Origin of the sequence: Marivivens marinus, from assembly GCF_035969385.1 — a bacterium.
Classification (GTDB): domain Bacteria; phylum Pseudomonadota; class Alphaproteobacteria; order Rhodobacterales; family Rhodobacteraceae; genus SELP01.
This window is the reverse complement of record NZ_JAYKKJ010000004.1, coordinates 153,810-170,871: the sequence shown is the minus strand read 5'-3', so window position 1 is coordinate 170,871 and position 17,062 is coordinate 153,810. Positions and strand designations below refer to the sequence as shown.

Here is a 17,062-nt window from a genome sequence, read left to right as displayed (position 1 = left end):
TCTTTCACTGGCGTTCTACCCCAGATAGGGTTCCTTGGCCAAGAACAAAGCCGTGATGGAAGGGATCACGCGAATGAATGATGAAATGCTTGAATTCTATCGCGAAAAACTGCGCGCCCTTCTCTCCGGGCTGGAGGATGAGGACGCCCGCGGTGCCGACGCGCAGAAGGTGGTTGAACTGGACCAGCAGGCCGTTGGCCGTCTGTCCCGCATGGACGCCCTGCAAAATCAGGCGATGGCGCAGGCACAGGCCGGGCGCAGACAGGCGCAGCGGCAGCGGATCATCGCGGCTCTGGCCCGGATCGACGAGGGAGAGTTCGGCTATTGCACGGACTGCGGCGAAGACCTGCCCGCTGCCCGGCTGGAGGCCGACCCGACCGTCCCGCGCTGCCTGTCCTGCATGCGCGGCTAGGCCGATTTTCGGGCCAAGACCGCCTCGATCAGCACGGCAAGGGCCGCGCAATAGCTGTCATTGCAATAGTCTGGCAGGTTTTCGCGCCGATGTCTGCGCGCCGCCTCGTACAGGCTTCCATCCCCAAAGGCGGGATGCGCCCGCCCAAGGCGGCGGCAGGTCTTGTCGGCGATATGCGCCTCGTCCAGCAGTTGCCGGGCCAGAACGGGCCGGGCCGGTTCGGGCACCGCCATCAGCGCCCGAACCGCCATATCCATATCCCCGGGAAGCAGCGGCCGCATGGATCAGGCCACCAGGTCAAGGCCAACCACTGGCCCCGGTCCGAACTGGGCCGATACCTGCGCCACCTCGATCCGGTAGAGGCCCGGATTACCATCCGCCGCCTGCATCGCGGCGGTGTAAGTGAAGCCGGGCGCGGTCACGATCTCTTCGCGCAGGACCGTGCCGCCTTCGATCACCTGAACCCGGTAAAGCTCGGAATCCTCGCCCAGCGGGATCTCGAACCCTTCCCAGCCGTCGCCGTCGACTCGGCTGCGCCTGACCCAGGACAGGACAGGTTCCGGCCCGCCGTCGGCCCGCAGATGCCCCACCCGATAGGGCCGCAACCCGTTGCCCGAAAAGGCATATTCGGCGTGACGGAAACTGGCGTGGTCGATCGGCCGCGAGGCCGGACCCCAGCGGAAATGCCGGGTGACGCCCCGGGCCGAGGCCGCAAGCGCGATCTGCTGCGGCGTTGCGTTCATCAGAACCACAAGGCTGCCAACCGGCCACCCTGTCAGGGCGATCCCGTCCGACCCTGCCTGCCCCCGCAGGCGCATTCGCAACTCATAAGTGTCTTCCGCGACCAAAACCGCCTCGGCGAATTGGATCACCTCCCAATTGTCGGGGGTGCCGTCACCGATCACCGCCACATTGGCCCCGGCGATCACATCCTCTGCCGAAACAGACCCAAGCGACCCCGTGACCAGCCGCACCCGCAGGGCCGGACCACGGTCAAACAGCCCGGGTTGAGCTGGGACCATCGCGGTTTCCGTGATCCCCACGACAGAAGCGGAAGGCGAAACCGTGTTCAGCGCATAGTCATGGTCCGCAGGCGCGGAATACAGCGCAACGCTGCCCGGCCACGGATCGCTGAAGGCAGCAAAATGGGGGGCATGTGGCACCTCATCCCCGCGCAGCAGCGGCAGGTCCATGAACAAGCCTTCGACAGGAACAGGCACCGCAAAAGTGGTCAGCCCGAATGCATCCGCCCCCGACAAGCGACGATCATAGAGCGCTGGTTCGATCCGCACCGCGTCCAGCATCTGATGTTCCGACAGTTCGGCCCGGTCCACGCGATAGTCCGCCCCGTCCAGCCGGATCACATCCCCCGCCCCGATATCCGACAATGAAGGCGGCAAGGCCAGCTGCACCCGGTCTCGGGCCACGCGCGCCTCTGACAACCAACGCTCGGTGATGGCCCGCGCCTCTGACCCGATCAGGGCCATTGGCAATTCGGATTGCGAGACAGCGAATGTCGCCTCGTCCGGGAAGATCGCCTCGGTTGCGCGCGCGGCGTAGTCGCTGTCGGGGTCGACGTGCAGCAGGCGCACCCGCCCCGCCAGTTCGGCGGCAGGCGCGCGGCTTCGGTCGACCGTTGGCTGGTCGGGGCCTACCAGAACGGCCTGCCCGGCATCCACCTCAACCGGGCCTTCCAACCCACGGGAAACGAACGACAAAACGCCATCGCGTTCGATCACGTCGAACCCATGCGCCAGCATCAGCGGTTGCAGGGCCGCGCGGGCAGTATCTACATCCGTTACCGCATAGCCCCGCACGATCCCATGCAGTCGCGACACATCCGCCCCGGTCACACCTGACCGGGCGCAGATTTCATCCACGACGCTGGCAAGCGTCCGGATCGACGCCCGCCCGCTGATCCAATGCCCCCGTGGCCAGTTTTCGCCGTCCGACCACAGTTCGGATTTGCCCGGAAAGGCCGGATAGGGCCGCGCGTCCCAGGCCCAGACGTGGGTCCGGGTCATGTCGATCATCTGCACCCCGGTTCCCACATGGGTCGGGTTGTTGGCCTGGTCGGTGTAGTGTCCGATCAACGCCCGAAGATACTGGTTCTGGATCAACTCGTCGCGCTGGCCGTTTGAATAGCGCGGCAAGGTGGATTCCGACGACTTGGGGTCAAGGAACTTGTTGGGTTGGTTCGTCCCCTTGTCCACGGCGGAACAGCCAATCTCCGTGAACCAGATCGGTTTCGACCCCGGAACCCAATCGGTCGGCAGGTTTGCACGCACGCCACCCACCCGGTCGTGGTGATGGTTTTCCCACCAGCCGCGAATATCCTTGGGCCGCCAGACCCAGGGTTCCCCGTCGCCATCGGTGATCGGTGTGCGGATCTGCGCCGCGCGGGCTTCCTCGGACTGATAGTACCAATCGTAAAGCTCTCCGCCTTCGACATTGGCCCGCAGATAGTCGAGGTTATAGATCGACTCCCACCCCGCATCCGCGTGGTCCTGCCCATCGCGCCAGTCCGACAGCGGCATATAGTTGTCGATGCCGATGAAATCGATCTCCGGATCGGCCCAAAGCGGATCAAGGTGGAAAAGCTTGTCGCCCGTGCCCGCTGGCTGATAGCCGTGGTATTCCGACCAATCCGCCGCATAGCCGATCTTGACCCCCGGCCCAAGGATCGCGCGCACATCCGCCGCAAGCTGACGCAGGGCAGCCACCGCCGGAAAGCTGCCGCCCGCCCCCCGGATCTGGGTCAGGCTGCGCATTTCAGACCCGATGCAAAAGGCGTCGACCCCGCCCGCCGCCGCGCAAAGATGGGCGTAATGCAGGATGAACCGCCGATACGACGCCTCGGCCGGTCCGGTATAGCTGACAGAGGTGCCGGTCACGGTGAAATCGCCGGGGGCGGCCGTGCCGAAAAAGGTCGCAACCTCCGCTTCCGCCGCTGAAGTTTCGTCCGGGCTGCCCGCCACGCCGGGCGCGAGGGATGTGGTGATCCGACCGCGCCACGGCAAATTTGGCTGGTCCGTTGCTCCGGTCCAAGGGTCGGGCAACGTGTTGCCCTGCATCTGGTCCATCAGCAGGAACGGATAGAACACGACAGATTTGCCGCGCGCACTCAAATCACCGATGGCCTGAACAACCGACGCATCCGCAGGGGTGCCGCCATAGACTGGCCGGTCGTGGCCGTCGCGAGGCACCAGCCCTGCCGCCGCCCGCGTGATCCCCGACACGATCCAGGGCATCTCCGCCGGGTCACTTCCCGCTTGTTCAACCTTTGGCGCGATGGCGCAGTCGCCACAACGCAGGTCGTCGCCAAACCAGCTGACCACCATGCTCACCGACCCACAGGCAGGCAATTCGCCCTCCAACGCGTCCATCGAGGCAACGAAATCCGGCTGGCCGCTGGCCGAATTCACGTTGATCGGCGCGGTTTCCCCTACGCCTGCGCGGGCATAGACCGGCTCGGTCGCCAATGCGTATTCCCCGGTGCCGGGAACCAGCGCCACGCCGGGAACAAGCCGGGCGATATCGGTCACCTCCGGCGCCGCATCGGGTTGCGACGGGCGGGATACCTCAAAGGAGAACTGCGGCACGCGGTTGCCAAAGCGGGACAGGTCCAGATCTTCGAAAACCACATAGGCGATGCCGCGATAGGCCGGCACATTGCCTGCGCCTTCGACCGCCTCCATCTTCGGGTCGGGCAGTTGGTCCTCGGCCCCGATATAGACGCGCATGTTCAGATCATCGGGCGATATTTCCTGCCCGTCAGCCCAGATGCGGCCCACATGGGTGATCTCCCCCTCGCACAGGGCCACGGCAAGGCTGATGGTGTAGGAATAGCTGATCGTGGTGGGGCGCGGGCTCCCTTTGCCCCCGCCCGATGTGGTGCGATCCTCAAGGAATTCGGTCGCCCAGATCACCTGTCCGCCGACCCGCATCCGGCCATAGACCTGTGCAACCGGCGCCCCGTCCGAGGCGCCCATCAGACGGAACCGGTCGATCCTTCCGGTTTCGACCGGCTCCGACCCCGCCCCCATCAGGCGGTTGTCGATCACCCGGCCAAGGGTCGCGCCGACCGCCCGGCCAATCACCGCCGTCGACAGCCCAAGCACCGAGCCGCCCAGAGACCCGCCAAGGGCCATCCCCGCCGCAGAAAGAACAATCGTCGCCATCACGCGCCCCTTTCAGGAAAATGAAACCGCGCCACGATGCGGCGCGCCCAGGGCCGGGTCAGCGGATTTTCCACGACCCCATGCCCGGAATAGGAATGAATGAAGGTCGGATGCGCGCCGACCTCCCCTTGAAACGCCAGATGCTTGGCCACCGCCCCTGCCCGCATCCGAAACAGCAGCACATCGCCCGGCTCCGCCGCGGTCAGCGGGCGGGGCACCAGATGGCGCAGCGCCGCCTGCAACAGCACCTCTTGCCGCTGCGGTTCGGCCCAGTCGGGGCTGTAGGCGGGAACCGGTTCTGGAAGATTGCCCAGAAGGACGGCCCAGACCCCGCGCACCAGGCCAAGGCAATCACAACCCGCGCCACGGGTTGCCGCCTGATGGCGGTAGGGCGTGCCGATCCAGCGGCGTGCCTCTGCAACCACCTCGGGCCCAATCACCGCAGGCTGCCCCCGGTGTTCTGGCCGCTTTGGGTTGGAACCGACACCAGCCAGTCATCGCCGGGAATATCCGGGAACCCTCTGAAGTTGACGACATTGGCGAACTTCTGGCGGCAGGTGACAAAGGACTTGTCGCAGCCCGCCTCGACCCGAACCAGATCGCCGGGCAGCACGTCCGCCCGGATCTCTTGCCACAGTTCGATCTCGCGGCGGCCATCCGGCAGAATGCGATCCGCCTTGATCACCCCGTGCAGGGCCTCGGCCGCGCCAGACAGGATGCGAAACTGTCCCTTCTCGAACCAACCTTCGGCAAACCCGGTCAACCCGGCAAAGCGGAACAGGCGACCATCTTCCACCTCCTCGGCAGGCAGTTCCGCCGACAGGCCGGGCGCGTCTAGATCGACCCGGCAGGCCGCATCGCCCAGGACCGCCGCACAAGGCCGCTGGTAGATGCGGCCCTGCGGCTGGTTCAGCGCCTCGGTCAGCCCGCGCAGTTCCGCGTCAAACGCCCCCGCCCCGCGCCGGATTTCCCCGATGGTGCCGCGAAAGCGCAGCGCCCGTTCGGTCACATCACGCCAATTGACCAGCCAGGACCGGACCTCGGCTCCGTCATAGCGACCCGCGTCGATATCCGCCTCGCGGATCGCCGCGTCCGACAACACGCCCATTGCTTCGGAATTGTTCACCGACAACCCGGTCGAGATCTCAAGCGCGCGGGCGGTCATGCCGGTATCGGCGCGAAAGGTGATCCCGTCAAAGACCAGCGGCTGGTCGTGGTCAGTAAAGCCCATCGTGACCCCATCTCGCCGGGTCAGTGCCCAGCAACGGCACAGGGTCGTGGCCCCCGTGGCCAGTGTCTCCATCAGCCCAGTCATGTTCGGATCTCCAACACCGGGACATCCGGGACTTCCCCTGCCTGAAACGACGCCAGCGACGTGCGGATCATGTCCGTGTCGAACCGCACTGGCACGTCGAATTCGTAGCCCGCGAAGACCTGCGAGCGTTCATCCGGCGGGTGGGTAAAGGTGATGACCCCCGTGGTAACGTCGATCGTGTAGTCTGTCCCTTCCAGCTGCGGCACGCCACTCAGCTCGACCCGGACCGACCCGGCCACCGGCTTGCGGATCGGACGGACATAGGTGTGCACGCCCGACTCGTAGGTCTTCACCAGTTGAAACTCGGTCGTAACCTGATCGCCTTCGCCCAAAAGCTGATCGGCGCTGTCGATGTCCTGCGACGGGCGGCAAGATTTGTAATCCGCCCAGTCCTTCCAGCGAAACCCGTGCAACTGGCCGCTGCGGGCCTCGAAGAACGCAATGAGGGTTTCGACATCATCCATCGACCGCAGGCCCATGCCCGCGTCGTAGCGGCGGCGCGAATGCGCCCAAGGGGTGTTGCGTTCCTCGTGCCCGTTGGCAAGGGTCACCACCTCGGTGCGCCGCTCGGGGCCGCCCGTCGACCCAAAGCTGAGCGAGGTCGGAAACCGAATTTCGTGAAAGGCCATCTGTTTGCTCCCCTACCTGTTGCGGCTGCCCTGCCCCAGCGCCCGCGCCATCTGGGCGGCGATCTGGGACCGGCTGCGCTGAAACCCCTGCACATCCGGGGTGGTGATGTTCATGTTGACGGTGATGTTGCCCCCGCCCTGCGCCTGAACGCCAAGCCGGCCATCGGCGCCGCGGGTCAGCGGCATGATCGCCTCGGGTCCCGCTTCGCCCATCAGCCCGGTCGCGCCCCGCATCGGAAAGGCCGTGGCCTGCGCCACCACGCCCCCCTTGGCAAAGGGCATCACCCGGCCCTGAGAGAACGCCCCGCCGTCGGCATAGGGCATCATCCCCGACACGATCGAATTCAGCCCATTGGCCAGCATCCCGCCGAAATGATCGGTCACCGGACGCAGGGCCGCGTTATAGACAGTCTGGACCATCGAATTGGCCAGAACGCCAAGCGCGTCCGACAGGCGCAACCCATCGAAGACAAGCCCGTCAAACGCCTTGCGCAACCCGCCCGAGAACCCGCGTTCCAGAGTGCCAAGATCGCGGACGGCGGCGCCCATGCTGACCTGCACATCGCGCAGCTGGGCATCGAAGGCGCGGGTCATGGCGCTGGCATCGCCCAGGGTGCGCTCCAGCGCGCTCACCTCGGCCTCCAGATCGTCCAGCCGGTCAATCTCGTTCATTTTCGCTTCCTTTCACATCGTCCGGGAAGGCCCGGATCAGATCGTCCAGCCGGTCCCGAACCATCGGGGCCTGCCCGCCACCATCAAGACCCAGCATCAGCATCAGTTCCGCCGGGGTGAGCGCCCAAAACTCGGCCGGGCGCAACCGCAGCCCGCACAGCCCCGCCCGGATCAACCCGGGCCAGTCCAGCCCGCCGCTCATGATCCCGGGGGCAGGAAGGCGCGGGCCAGAAGTTCCGCCGCCGCCTGCGCCGCGCCCACGGGGCCGCCCGCGATCTCGGCCGACAGAAGATCGGCGGCCGTGCCGCGCCATCCCCCGCCCCGCAGGCCCGCCACGATCAACGCCATGACATCGCGGCTGGAACAGGCGCCGCCCTCGAACCGGCGAACCAGATCGACGATGGTATCCTCGCCCATCTGCGCCTCCAGTTCGGCCAGCGCGCCAAGGGTCAGCTTCAGGCTGTGAGGCTGGCCATCAATGACCAGCGCCACCTCGCCCGCGTGCGGATTGGCCATCAGACAAAGGCCGTAAAGCTCAGCGCCCCGGCCGAGGCGATGGACAGCTCATAGGTCGCCTCGCCATTGTGGCTGCCCGCATATTCGATCGAACTGATCTGGAACGGGCCTTCGATGATGCCGAAATCCGGCACGATCACCTGGAAATCGGGGGTTTCCCCATCAAAGAAGATCTGCCGCGCCCGTTCGTCGGTGCCCGCGTCCTTGAACACGCCCGACCCCGAGATCGACGCGGACCGGACCCCGGCCCCGCCCAACAGCTCGCGCCAGCCACCCGTGCTTTCGATGCTGGTCACATCCACCGTTTCAGCATTCAGGGAAAACCGCGTGGCGCGCAGCCCCGCGATGGTTTCGAACGTGCCACTGCCGTTCATGTCGACCTTGATAAGAAGATCCTTGCCGTTCTGGGCTACCATAGCCATCACTCCGCTTGGTTGATCGTTTCAGTTTGGGTGCCCGAACGGGCTAGACGTCGTCGACGCGGGCGCGGAACACCAGATTGATCTGGCGGGTGTCGCCCGTTTCGACCCGGGCCGCGACGGCCCGGTAAAAGTTCAGCGACACCAGCACGCCGCGCGACAGGATCAGGTCGGCATCGACCAGCGCGTCGGAAATGGCAGCCGCCACATCCTTGGCACTGGCAAAGCCCGCGCTGTCGGTCACAACGGTGACGGTGAATTCATGCTCTGCCCCACCCCCGGTCTTGTCCGACCGGTCCCGCGCGGTTTCCGGGCCAAGGGCCACGTACAACCCGGGCAGGCTCCCGGTAGGCAGGGCGTCATAGATTGCGGTCCCGACCAGCGCGGTCACAGCCGGATCGGTCGACAGATGCTGATAGACGGCAGCCTGAAGCGCCGCAGCAACGCCATAACTCATGTGACCACCTCCTCATTGGCGTGACAGACAAGGAACCGCGCATCCGCGTCCCATTCGGTGACGGCATTGATCTGGAACACCCGCGTCCCATCCCGCAGCCGTTGTTCCGGCAACGGGCGGCGCGGCGATCCCACCGGCGCGGCCCGCAACACGATGCGATAGGCCGCCTTGGACAGGGGCGTGGCGATGCCCGCCGCTTCGCGCCCGGTGCGGGCATCAAGATCGGCCCATAGGGTGCCCAGCGCCGTCCAGGTCACGGAATATCCACCCGCGCCGTCCGGCACGCGCACCGGCGCCTCCAGCACCAGCTTTCGGTTCAATCGGGGGCGTTTCATCCGCGTCCCCCCGCGAACAGGCGGACCGTGCGGTAGCGGTCGATCAGGGCGGCCACGCCCTGCGGCATGGCCCCGCCCGTGCCCCGCATGTCATGGCGGAATTCATAGTAGTGGGCGGCCAGCATCAACACCGCCTGCGCCAGATCGGCGGGCAGATCCCCCCAGTCCGGACCATAGCCCGCCATGAACAGCACACGGGCCGACCCGCCCGGCGGGATCGTCGGCAACGCGCCACCTGTCGCTGCGATGCGCGGGCGCTGGCTGTCGGGGATCAGCTGGTAAGCCTGCCCGTTCACGCTCGTTTCGATCCCGTCGCGCCCGGCGATCAGCAGATCGGCAATCGCGTTGACCGGAGCCACCGGCAGGGCCTGTTCGGCATGGTCGCGCCACGCGCTCAGGGTCCAGCTGAAGTCCCGCTCGATCAGGATCTTTCCGGTCCGGGCCTCTACCGCGGCCAGCGCGGCGCGCAGGTAGGTCTCCAACACCGAATCCTGCAGACCATCATCGGCAAAGCCAGAGCCAAGGTGCAGGTGCTCTTTGAATACGGCCACGGGAAGGGCCGCCTGGGGCACCGTGGTCTCTTCGACTAACATCATGGAATTACTCCGATCTCCGGTCCACATTGGCGATTGGACCGGACGCACGCCGCGCACCCCCGTATTGCTCGGACGGATGGGAGCAGCTGGACAACACGAGGCTGTTTCACCCCGGCGCGCGCCCGGCGGGACCGCCCAGACGGGCGGCCCCTTCGGTCATCTGCCTTTAGGCGATGCCGAACTTCAGCAGCTTGATCGCAGCAAAGTCGGACACCGCACCGCCGACGCGCTTGGTCGCATAGAACAGCACATGCGGCTTGGCCGAGAACGGGTCGCGCAGCACGCGCAGGTCCGGACGTTCGGCAACGGTGTAGCCCGCGCCGAAGTCGCCAAAGGCGATCGAGGCGCTGTCGGCGGCCACATCGGGCATGTCCTCGGCGATCAGCACCGGATAGCCCATCAGGCGGGCCGGTTCACCCGCGGCCAGACCATCCGACCACAGGAAGCGGCCATCGGCATCCTTCAGCTTGCGGATCAGGCCAGCGGTCTTGGAGTTCATGACAAAGCTGGCCCCGGCCCGGTATTCAGCGCCCAGCGCATAGACAAGGTCGATGATCGGGTCCCCATCGGTGATGTCCCCGGCAACACCGGTAGTGACATAACCAATGTTGCCCCAAACCCAAGCGCCGTTGTCGACCTGAGCGTAGTCCAGGAAGCCGCGCGGCTTGTCGATGCCATCACCGTTGATAAAGGCCGCGGCCTCGGACCGGGCAAACTTGTTGGCGATACGCTCGGCCAGCCAGCCTTCGATGTCAAAGGCGCTGTCGTCCAGCAGACGCTGCGATGCCTTCGGCAGGGCGGACAGTTCGTGCAGCGGGATGGTGATGCGGTCGATGGTCGGGGTGCCGGTTTCGGTGGTCGGATCGACCTCGGTCGCCCAGCCCGCGCCCATTTCGGTGTGGTCGATCAGCACGTCGAACGACGTGGCATCGACGTTGACGACATTGGCAATGGCCCGGATCGACGCGGTGGACGACAGGGTGGACTTGATGGTTTCGGCGGTCTGCGGATCCACCAGATAGCCGCCATCAGCGGCCACAGCGGTGGACATCGCCTTGCCTTCAAGGGTCAGCCCGCGCAGGGCGTCATCGTCGCCCGACCGCAAATAGGCGGCAAAGGCCTTCTGGTGGGGGGCTTCAACCTCGGCGCCCGAGGCAAGGACAGGCCGCGCGGCCATCAGGGATTTGCGATCCAGCTTGTTCATACGTTCTTCCTGTTTCTGAAGCTTGGCATCAATGCCGTTGGAAAAGTCTTTGAATTCGGTGACGAAATCGGCGATCGCCGACTTCAGCTCCTCAGCCGGAGACGAAAGCTCCCCGGCCCGAGCCTTGGTCTCGGGTTTGCTCATCAATCAGTCCTTCTTGATGTGAAACGCCGGCTCGGTCAGTCGTCCGGGGCCAGCAGGCTGCGGGCATCGCGAAACGCCGCCGCCATCTCACGCAGGATCGCCGCATCCGGGGTGTCCCCCTTGGCGCCGACCCGCGCATCGGGAAGCATGGGGAACGTGACCAAAGACACCTCCCACAGCTCCAGCTCGGACAAGAGCCGCTGACCCTTGTCATTCTTCGTGGCCCGGATCGTGCGATAGCCGATCGACAGACCGTCGATTGCCCCCGCCGCCACAAGGGCCGCCGCTTCGCGCCCCTTGGCCACGTCGGTCAGGATCCGGCCCTTGACCCACAGGCCCTTGCCGTCTTCCCGCACCTCGTCCCAGATCCCGATGGGCTGGGTCGGGTCGTGCTGCCACAGCATCCGCACCTTTCCGCCCTTCGCGCCCAGCCGGGCCAGCGACGCCGCATAGGCACCCGGCTGCACCACATCGCCGCCCTGATCGGTCTTGCCAAAAAAAGAGGCGTAACCTTCGATCAAATGACCATCGGTGACCTGCACCTCCTGGCCCAGGGCGCAAAACTTGTGTTCCAGTTCCATATCCTGTCCCTTCAATTGCCGCCGACCAGTGCCGCGACGACCTCGATCCCCACCAGCGCAAAGGCGGCGCAGACGATCAGCCAGACCTGTTTTTCCAGACGGCCAACCACGAATTCGATCTTGCCCAGCCGCACATCCATCTGCGCGAACCAGAAATCCGACACCGGGGCCGGGTCGCGGCGGGGGCGGCCCTCCATGTCCACCACCTCACCCTTCATCGCCGACCTCCAGCGCGGGCAGACCCAAAAGGGCGCGCTTTTCCGCGTCGGTCAGGAAACTCACCTCGCCCACGCGACGCCATTGCGCTTCGCGCTCGGCGGCAAGGGCGGGGATTTGGTCAAGGTCCGGGCGGATATCCAGCCGTTCATCGGTGAAATCCGACAGCCAGTCCGCCAGCGTTGCATAGACACGGGTCGCCAGCGGCAGAACGGTCAGGCGATAGAACGCCCGGTTCGCCTCCTGGTAATTTGCATAGGTCGCGTCGCCCGGAATGCCCAACATCATCGGCGGGATACCAAAGGCGATGGAAATCTCCCGCGCGGCGGCCTCCTTGGTCTTCTGGAATTCCATGTCCGAGGGCGAAAAGCCCATCGGCTTCCAGTCCAGCCCCCCTTCCAGCAGCATCGGTCGGCCCGCGTTGCGCGCGCCCTGATGCTGGGTCTCCATCTCGGTCAACAGGCGATCATATTGATCCGACGACAGGCTGCCCTGCCCATCCGCGCCCTTATAGACAATGGCCCCTGACGGGCGGGCGGCATTGTCCAACAGCCCCTTGGACCAGCGGCTTGCGGCATTGTGCACGTCAATCGCGGTGGCGGCCGCCTGCAAGGGCGAAAACCCATAATGATCATCCTGCGGATGGAACGACTTGATATGGCATATCGGGCTGGCGTCCGAACCCACGGCGAACCGGTGCTTGCGGCCATTGAGCGTGTAGTCATAGGCGACGGGCCAGCCATCGGCGCCCGGGACAAGGCTCATCCTGTCGGACCGCAGCACATGCATCTCGACCGGCAGGGCCTCGCCCGCGACAGCCTCCACATAGGCGTTCCCGGTCAGCAGCAGCTGGGCAAAGACTGCCTCCATCAGCTCCGCACGTCCCTGAAGCGCATTGGGGCGCGACAGCAGCGCCTGCACCGGGTGCGTGTCATAGCGGCGTTCCCGGTCCTGCAGAACCAACGGCAGGGCCGCGGCGGCCTCGGCAATCATCTTGACCGCGCGAAACCCCACCGGATTCCCTGCAAAACCGTTCTTGGTCAGCGACACAACATCGCGCGGGCTCCACGCCACGCGGCCAGAGGCCAGCGCGACAACCTTACCCGTGGCCGAGGCCTTCGCCTCCATGTTGGCGGGGCCGGTCGCCTCGGGCCGCTTCAGAAAGTCAAACATCCAATTCTCCTCGATCCTGCGTGCCGCCGGAAACGCGGGCTGCGGTGCGTGAGGGGAACAATCGGATGAAATGCTGAAGAACGAGCTGACCCACCGCGCGGTGGGCCACGCAACGGGTCAAAGGCTATTCGTTAGGGTTCAGGAGGACAGAGAGGCGCGAATCTGGTCGAACCCCTGCGCGATATCCGCGTGTATCGCATCACGTACGCGCGCCGCATCCCCGTCCCGCAGGGCTGACAGCGCGTCTTCATGCATGTCCGGCAGGTTGGAGGTGCCGAACCGGCCACACATGACCCGCAGCGACGGCCCCATCCGCAACCACAGCGTATCGGCAATGGAAATCATGATCGTCGCGCCGGATGCCGCATACAGCTCGGCATGAAACTGGTGGTTCTTCGTCAGATAGGCTTTCACGTCGCCCCGCGCGATGGCGCGGTTCACTTCGTTGTCGATCTCGGTCAACCGGGCGATCTGCTCGGGCGAAACCTTCTCTGCCCCCCAAAAGGCCAGCTGCGGTTCAAGCGCCAACCGGGCAAAGGCCAACTCATCCAGTTGCGGCAAGGTTAGGACCGGGACAGAGACCCGGCGGTTACCCTGAAACTCCAACGCACCTTCCGAGGTCAACCGGCGGATCGCCTCGCGCACGGGGGTCATGCCCGCGCCCAGCGTCCCGATCAGCCCCTGGATGGTCACCGCCTGCCCCGGTTCCAATTCACCACAGAGGATCATCTCGCGCAGGCGCTGATAGACGATCTGGTGCTCCGGCAGCTTTGCGGGGGTGGCTGGCACGTCTGGGGTTCCCTTCATCGGGCATGAACATTGGCCACATAATGCAGCGCCGGACGAGTATGATCAAATCCAATCGGAAATCCGGTCAAAAAGGGTTTTCTTCCCCACGAGAAAATGACCAGATGCCGCCAAACCGCCGACCATAGGACCACGCCGATGTCGATCTCTCCTGCCCTGCTCGACCGCCTTTCCGATCCGACCCTGATTCCTGCCGCAGGGATCATCGCCGGACGACAGGTCCATTCGGCCCCGGATGGGCGCACCTTCGACGTGACCGATCCGGCCACCGGCGAAATGGTCGCAACCCTGCCCGACCTCGGCCCGGAGGCAGTCAACGACGCCATCGACGCCGCGGCACCGGTGCAAAAGAGCTGGGCCGCCCGCACCGCCAAGGACCGCGCCAATACGATGCGGCGCCTGCATGACCTGATCCACGACAATGCCGACGATCTGGCCACGATCCTGACCGCCGAAATGGGCAAACCCCATTTTGATGCCAAGCGCGAAGTGCTCTACGGCGCCTCATACATCGAATGGTTCGCGGAAGAGGCCAAGCGGGTCTACGGCGAAACCATTCCCTCGATGGCCGAGGATCGGCGGCTCATGGTCATCCGGCAGCCGGTCGGGGTCGTGGGCGCGATCACGCCCTGGAACTTCCCTTCCGCCATGCTGGCGCGGAAGATGGCCCCGGCGCTGGCCGTCGGCTGCGCCATGGTCGCAAAACCGGCCGAGGCGACGCCGCTATCCTCTATCGCACTCGCCGTTTTGGCCGAAAGGGCGGGCCTGCCTGCAGGGCTCTTGTCGGTCGTTCCGGGGCTGGACGCCGCCGGGATGGGACAGGCCATGTGCCGCCACGACAAGCTGCGCAAACTCAGCTTCACCGGCTCGACCGAGGTCGGACGCATCCTCATGCGGCAGGGCGCGGACAAGATCCTGCGGCTCTCGCTGGAACTCGGCGGCAACGCGCCCTTCATCGTCTTCGATGACGCCGACCTTGACGCCGCAGTCGACGGCGCGATGGCCTCCAAATACCGCAACAACGGCCAGACCTGCGTCTGCGCTAACCGCATCTACGTTCAATCGGGGATCTATGATGCCTTCGCCGCGCGCATGGCCGAGGCCGCAAAGGGTCTGACCCTGGGCAATGGGTTTGACCCCGCCACCACGACCGGCCCGCTGATCGACGCGGCCGCCCTTGCCAAGGTCGAACACCATGTCGCCGATGCCATTGCCAAGGGTGCCAGGGTCGAAACCGGCGGCAAACGCTCGGATATCGGCGCGCTGTTCTACGAACCAACCGTGCTGACCGGCGTGACAGCCGACATGCAGGTGGCAAAGGAAGAAACCTTTGGCCCCGTCGCCCCCCTCTTTCGCTTCGAGACAGAGGAGGAGGTGCTCGCCGCCGCCAATGCCACGGACTACGGGCTTTCGGCTTATTTCTTCACCCGCGACATGCGGCGCGTCTGGCGCGTGGCCGAGGCGCTGGAATACGGGATCGTCGGGATCAACACCGGGCTGACCACGTCCGAGGCCGCGCCGTTTGGCGGGATCAAGCAATCGGGCCAGGGGCGCGAAGGGTCGCGGCACGGGCTCGATGACTATCTAGAAATGAAATACCTCTGCCTCGGCGGCATTGGTTAGGGCGTCTGACGAAATATCCAAGGCATCAGTCATCACCTAACGCGTTGAAATCCATGATTTCAGGCAGCGTTAGGTGATTCAGATTTTTCTCATGACGCTTTAGGGCGCCCACCACGCGGGGCGGGCACCCGAAAAATCACAACAACCGCAGCCGCGGGCGGCGATATTGGGCCGCGGGCGCGACCATCAGGTCGTGCAGTGCCCAGACCAGCGCATCCACGCGGTCCGGCGACCCGCGCCCAGTAAAGCCCCGGGTGGTCATCTCGCACATCTGGTCCTCTAGCTCGGACAGCCCGCGCAAATGCGACACCCGGCCCTGTTCATAAAGCGCGGCAACCGGTTCCGCCCGGGCGGCCTTGCCCTTGCCCGCACGGACCGCACGATAGGGCACCAGCGGATCGATCTGGCGAATGACCTCCTCCACCAGATCGCCGCCCTGGTTGACCTCCGCCACCAGACGGTCGGCCCCGTGCCGCTCCATCGCCGCAAGGGCCGCCCGCGCCCATTCGTTGGGCGAGGCCGCGCCGACGCTGGCATCCTCCAGAACATAGGCCCGCCAGTTCTGCGGCGGGCCATCGGTGACCACCCCGGCCACGACGATCCCGCAAAGGTCAGACCCCTTGTGGCCCGTCACCGGCGGATCGACCGCGACGACGATCCGGGTCAGTTCGGGCGCCTTGTCGACCGCGCAGGCGGCGATCAGGTCGTTGGTCCACAACGCGCCCTCGATATCGCCCAAAAGAACGCCATCCAACTCCTGCCGGCCAAGACGGGTGCCCGCATAGCGGCGCTGCACCTCCTCAAGGAACCCAGCCGCCAGATTGGCCGCGTTCGCCGTGGTTGGCGCATGGGTCATCACCGTGCTCTCCCGGTCCAACAAGTCGCGCAGAACCGGGGCATTGCGCGGGGTCGTCGTGATACAAGCGCGCGGGTCATCGCCCAGCCGCAGCCCAAGTTGCAGCATGTCCCAACTGTCCTGCCCACGCTTCCACTTGGCCAGTTCATCCGCCCAAAGGGCGTCAAACTGCCACCCGCGCAGGGATTCCGGATCATGCGCCGACAGAACATGCGCCGTGGCGCCATTCGGCCAGACCAGCATCTTGCGGCCCGCAATCCACTGAGGGCGTCGATCCGGAGGCGAACAGGCCATGATGCCGCTTTCGCCAAAGACCATCACCTCACGAGCCTGATCGGCGGTCTCCCCGACCAGCCCGATGCGACGGGCACGGCCCCGGTCGCGCGGGCGTGATCCTTCGGCCATCGACCGAACCCATTCCGCCCCGGCGCGGGTCTTGCCCGCACCGCGCCCGCCCAGGATCACCCAGTTGCGCCACTCTCCCTCCGGCGGCAACTGGTGCTCCAACGCCCAGAACTCGAACAGATAGGGCAGCGCGCGCAGATCATCCTTGGTCAGGCTCTCCAGAAACCTCTCCTGCACTTCGCGCGCGGCGGAGGCTATCCAGACGGCCCCCGATCTGGGCCCGGACGGCGTCAAAGTCGATGTCTCCGGCGCGTAGGCCGCTTCCGTATTTTTCATGGAACTTCTCCTCGGCAGCGCGAAAGTTCAGATACAGCTCATGCAGCGATCGCAGCGCCTGCCGAACCTCGGTTGTCTTGGTTGCTTCTGTTTGCTCGATTGCGGTGATCTGCGCCGCCAGCACCGATTGGGCGCTGGTCAGCACATCAAGGATTTCGCCCAGCTTCCGCTCGGCTTCGGCCACCTCACCATTCCGGCCCCGTTCTTGTGTTGTCATATGGGTCTTGTGCCTTGCTAGGGGATCG

At 65.5% G+C, this 17,062-nt stretch carries 21 protein-coding genes; 2 read left to right on the top strand and 19 right to left on the bottom strand.

Features of this window, described 5'->3' with window-relative positions; translation table 11 throughout:
- The first annotated feature begins 34 nt into the window (after positions 1-34).
- Positions 35-412, top strand: coding sequence for a TraR/DksA family transcriptional regulator (locus U3648_RS07840; protein WP_420858685.1), 378 nt, complete (start codon positions 35-37; stop codon positions 410-412).
- On the opposite strand, the gene U3648_RS07835 is transcribed toward U3648_RS07840, so the two are convergent.
- From U3648_RS07835 to U3648_RS07755, 17 genes are all read right to left on the bottom strand, one after another.
- Entirely contained in the window at positions 409-693 is a 285-nt protein-coding gene (locus U3648_RS07835; RefSeq protein WP_420858684.1) for a DUF7742 family protein, read from the bottom strand. The two genes, U3648_RS07840 and U3648_RS07835, sit on opposite strands and share 4 nt — an antisense overlap.
- Positions 694-696: 3 nt before the next feature.
- Entirely contained in the window at positions 697-4,593 is a 3,897-nt protein-coding gene (locus tag U3648_RS07830; protein ID WP_420858683.1) for a baseplate multidomain protein megatron, read from the bottom strand.
- Complete coding sequence (locus tag U3648_RS07825; protein ID WP_420858908.1) at positions 4,593-5,030, bottom strand: C40 family peptidase; 438 nt, start codon at positions 5,028-5,030, stop codon at positions 4,593-4,595. Before U3648_RS07825 ends, U3648_RS07830 begins: the two co-directional genes overlap by 1 nt.
- Positions 5,030-5,908 (bottom strand): DUF2163 domain-containing protein, encoded by an 879-nt coding sequence (locus tag U3648_RS07820; RefSeq protein WP_420858682.1) that lies wholly within the window; start codon positions 5,906-5,908, stop codon positions 5,030-5,032. Before U3648_RS07820 ends, U3648_RS07825 begins: the two co-directional genes overlap by 1 nt.
- Positions 5,905-6,537, bottom strand: a complete 633-nt coding sequence (locus tag U3648_RS07815) for a phage distal tail protein, Rcc01695 family (protein WP_420858681.1) — start codon at positions 6,535-6,537, stop codon at positions 5,905-5,907. Before U3648_RS07815 ends, U3648_RS07820 begins: the two co-directional genes overlap by 4 nt.
- A gap of 12 nt (positions 6,538-6,549) precedes the next feature.
- A complete protein-coding gene (locus U3648_RS07810; RefSeq protein ID WP_420858680.1) occupies positions 6,550-7,209 on the bottom strand; it encodes a phage tail tape measure protein in 660 nt (219 codons plus the stop codon).
- On the bottom strand, positions 7,196-7,411 hold the full coding sequence (locus tag U3648_RS07805) for a rcc01693 family protein (protein WP_420858679.1): 216 nt from the start codon (positions 7,409-7,411) through the stop codon (positions 7,196-7,198). Before U3648_RS07805 ends, U3648_RS07810 begins: the two co-directional genes overlap by 14 nt.
- Positions 7,408-7,725: a gene transfer agent family protein gene (locus U3648_RS07800; protein ID WP_420858678.1), complete on the bottom strand. Its 318-nt coding sequence runs from the start codon at positions 7,723-7,725 to the stop codon at positions 7,408-7,410. Before U3648_RS07800 ends, U3648_RS07805 begins: the two co-directional genes overlap by 4 nt.
- Complete coding sequence (locus U3648_RS07795; protein WP_129681578.1) at positions 7,725-8,141, bottom strand: phage major tail protein, TP901-1 family; 417 nt, start codon at positions 8,139-8,141, stop codon at positions 7,725-7,727. The genes U3648_RS07800 and U3648_RS07795 overlap by 1 nt, the downstream gene beginning before the upstream one ends.
- A gap of 49 nt (positions 8,142-8,190) precedes the next feature.
- Positions 8,191-8,601 (bottom strand): DUF3168 domain-containing protein, encoded by a 411-nt coding sequence (locus tag U3648_RS07790; protein WP_420858677.1) that lies wholly within the window; start codon positions 8,599-8,601, stop codon positions 8,191-8,193.
- On the bottom strand, positions 8,598-8,936 hold the full coding sequence (locus U3648_RS07785; RefSeq protein ID WP_420858676.1) for a head-tail adaptor protein: 339 nt from the start codon (positions 8,934-8,936) through the stop codon (positions 8,598-8,600). The genes U3648_RS07790 and U3648_RS07785 overlap by 4 nt, the downstream gene beginning before the upstream one ends.
- Complete coding sequence (locus tag U3648_RS07780) at positions 8,933-9,532, bottom strand: head-tail connector protein (RefSeq protein WP_420858675.1); 600 nt, start codon at positions 9,530-9,532, stop codon at positions 8,933-8,935. Before U3648_RS07780 ends, U3648_RS07785 begins: the two co-directional genes overlap by 4 nt.
- Before the next feature lie 166 nt (positions 9,533-9,698).
- On the bottom strand, positions 9,699-10,880 hold the full coding sequence (locus U3648_RS07775; protein ID WP_420858674.1) for a phage major capsid protein: 1,182 nt from the start codon (positions 10,878-10,880) through the stop codon (positions 9,699-9,701).
- 35 nt (positions 10,881-10,915) lie between these two features.
- Complete coding sequence (locus U3648_RS07770; RefSeq protein WP_129680644.1) at positions 10,916-11,461, bottom strand: HK97 family phage prohead protease; 546 nt, start codon at positions 11,459-11,461, stop codon at positions 10,916-10,918.
- Positions 11,462-11,472: 11 nt separating this feature from the next.
- Complete coding sequence (locus U3648_RS07765; protein WP_420858673.1) at positions 11,473-11,679, bottom strand: hypothetical protein; 207 nt, start codon at positions 11,677-11,679, stop codon at positions 11,473-11,475.
- The gene (locus tag U3648_RS07760; protein ID WP_420858672.1) at positions 11,669-12,850 is read right to left on the bottom strand and encodes a phage portal protein; all 1,182 of its coding nucleotides are present in this window, start codon (positions 12,848-12,850) and stop codon (positions 11,669-11,671) included. Before U3648_RS07760 ends, U3648_RS07765 begins: the two co-directional genes overlap by 11 nt.
- 138 nt (positions 12,851-12,988) lie before the next feature.
- The gene (locus tag U3648_RS07755) at positions 12,989-13,639 is read right to left on the bottom strand and encodes a GntR family transcriptional regulator (protein WP_420858671.1); all 651 of its coding nucleotides are present in this window, start codon (positions 13,637-13,639) and stop codon (positions 12,989-12,991) included.
- A gap of 156 nt (positions 13,640-13,795) precedes the next feature.
- Between U3648_RS07755 and U3648_RS07750 the strand changes: the two genes are divergently transcribed.
- Entirely contained in the window at positions 13,796-15,280 is a 1,485-nt protein-coding gene (locus tag U3648_RS07750; RefSeq protein WP_420858670.1) for an NAD-dependent succinate-semialdehyde dehydrogenase, read from the top strand.
- A gap of 136 nt (positions 15,281-15,416) precedes the next feature.
- On the opposite strand, the gene U3648_RS07745 is transcribed toward U3648_RS07750, so the two are convergent.
- Together U3648_RS07745 and U3648_RS07740 are read right to left on the bottom strand one after the other, a co-directional pair.
- The gene (locus tag U3648_RS07745; protein ID WP_420858669.1) at positions 15,417-16,718 is read right to left on the bottom strand and encodes a DNA-packaging protein; all 1,302 of its coding nucleotides are present in this window, start codon (positions 16,716-16,718) and stop codon (positions 15,417-15,419) included.
- Positions 16,681-17,034: a hypothetical protein gene (locus U3648_RS07740; protein WP_420858668.1), complete on the bottom strand. Its 354-nt coding sequence runs from the start codon at positions 17,032-17,034 to the stop codon at positions 16,681-16,683. The genes U3648_RS07745 and U3648_RS07740 overlap by 38 nt, the downstream gene beginning before the upstream one ends.
- Between the last annotated feature and the right edge of the window lie 28 nt (positions 17,035-17,062).

Excerpts from the sequence above, each read along its gene's own strand:
- U3648_RS07835 (WP_420858684.1), bottom strand. The coding sequence starts at position 693 with ATGCGGCCGCTGCTTCCCGGGGATATGGATATGGCGGTTCGGGCGCTG.
- U3648_RS07830 (WP_420858683.1), bottom strand. The coding sequence starts at position 4,593 with ATGGCGACGATTGTTCTTTCTGCGGCGGGGATGGCCCTTGGCGGGTCT.
- U3648_RS07820 (WP_420858682.1), bottom strand. The coding sequence starts at position 5,908 with ATGACTGGGCTGATGGAGACACTGGCCACGGGGGCCACGACCCTGTGC.
- U3648_RS07815 (WP_420858681.1), bottom strand. The coding sequence starts at position 6,537 with ATGGCCTTTCACGAAATTCGGTTTCCGACCTCGCTCAGCTTTGGGTCG.
- U3648_RS07810 (WP_420858680.1), bottom strand. The coding sequence starts at position 7,209 with ATGAACGAGATTGACCGGCTGGACGATCTGGAGGCCGAGGTGAGCGCG.
- U3648_RS07805 (WP_420858679.1), bottom strand. The coding sequence starts at position 7,411 with ATGAGCGGCGGGCTGGACTGGCCCGGGTTGATCCGGGCGGGGCTGTGC.
- U3648_RS07800 (WP_420858678.1), bottom strand. The coding sequence starts at position 7,725 with ATGGCCAATCCGCACGCGGGCGAGGTGGCGCTGGTCATTGATGGCCAG.
- U3648_RS07795 (WP_129681578.1), bottom strand. The coding sequence starts at position 8,141 with ATGGTAGCCCAGAACGGCAAGGATCTTCTTATCAAGGTCGACATGAAC.
- U3648_RS07790 (WP_420858677.1), bottom strand. The coding sequence starts at position 8,601 with ATGAGTTATGGCGTTGCTGCGGCGCTTCAGGCTGCCGTCTATCAGCAT.
- U3648_RS07785 (WP_420858676.1), bottom strand. The coding sequence starts at position 8,936 with ATGAAACGCCCCCGATTGAACCGAAAGCTGGTGCTGGAGGCGCCGGTG.
- U3648_RS07780 (WP_420858675.1), bottom strand. The coding sequence starts at position 9,532 with ATGATGTTAGTCGAAGAGACCACGGTGCCCCAGGCGGCCCTTCCCGTG.
- U3648_RS07775 (WP_420858674.1), bottom strand. The coding sequence starts at position 10,880 with ATGAGCAAACCCGAGACCAAGGCTCGGGCCGGGGAGCTTTCGTCTCCG.
- U3648_RS07770 (WP_129680644.1), bottom strand. The coding sequence starts at position 11,461 with ATGGAACTGGAACACAAGTTTTGCGCCCTGGGCCAGGAGGTGCAGGTC.
- U3648_RS07765 (WP_420858673.1), bottom strand. The coding sequence starts at position 11,679 with ATGAAGGGTGAGGTGGTGGACATGGAGGGCCGCCCCCGCCGCGACCCG.
- U3648_RS07760 (WP_420858672.1), bottom strand. The coding sequence starts at position 12,850 with ATGTTTGACTTTCTGAAGCGGCCCGAGGCGACCGGCCCCGCCAACATG.
- U3648_RS07750 (WP_420858670.1), top strand. The coding sequence starts at position 13,796 with ATGTCGATCTCTCCTGCCCTGCTCGACCGCCTTTCCGATCCGACCCTG.
- U3648_RS07740 (WP_420858668.1), bottom strand. The coding sequence starts at position 17,034 with ATGACAACACAAGAACGGGGCCGGAATGGTGAGGTGGCCGAAGCCGAG.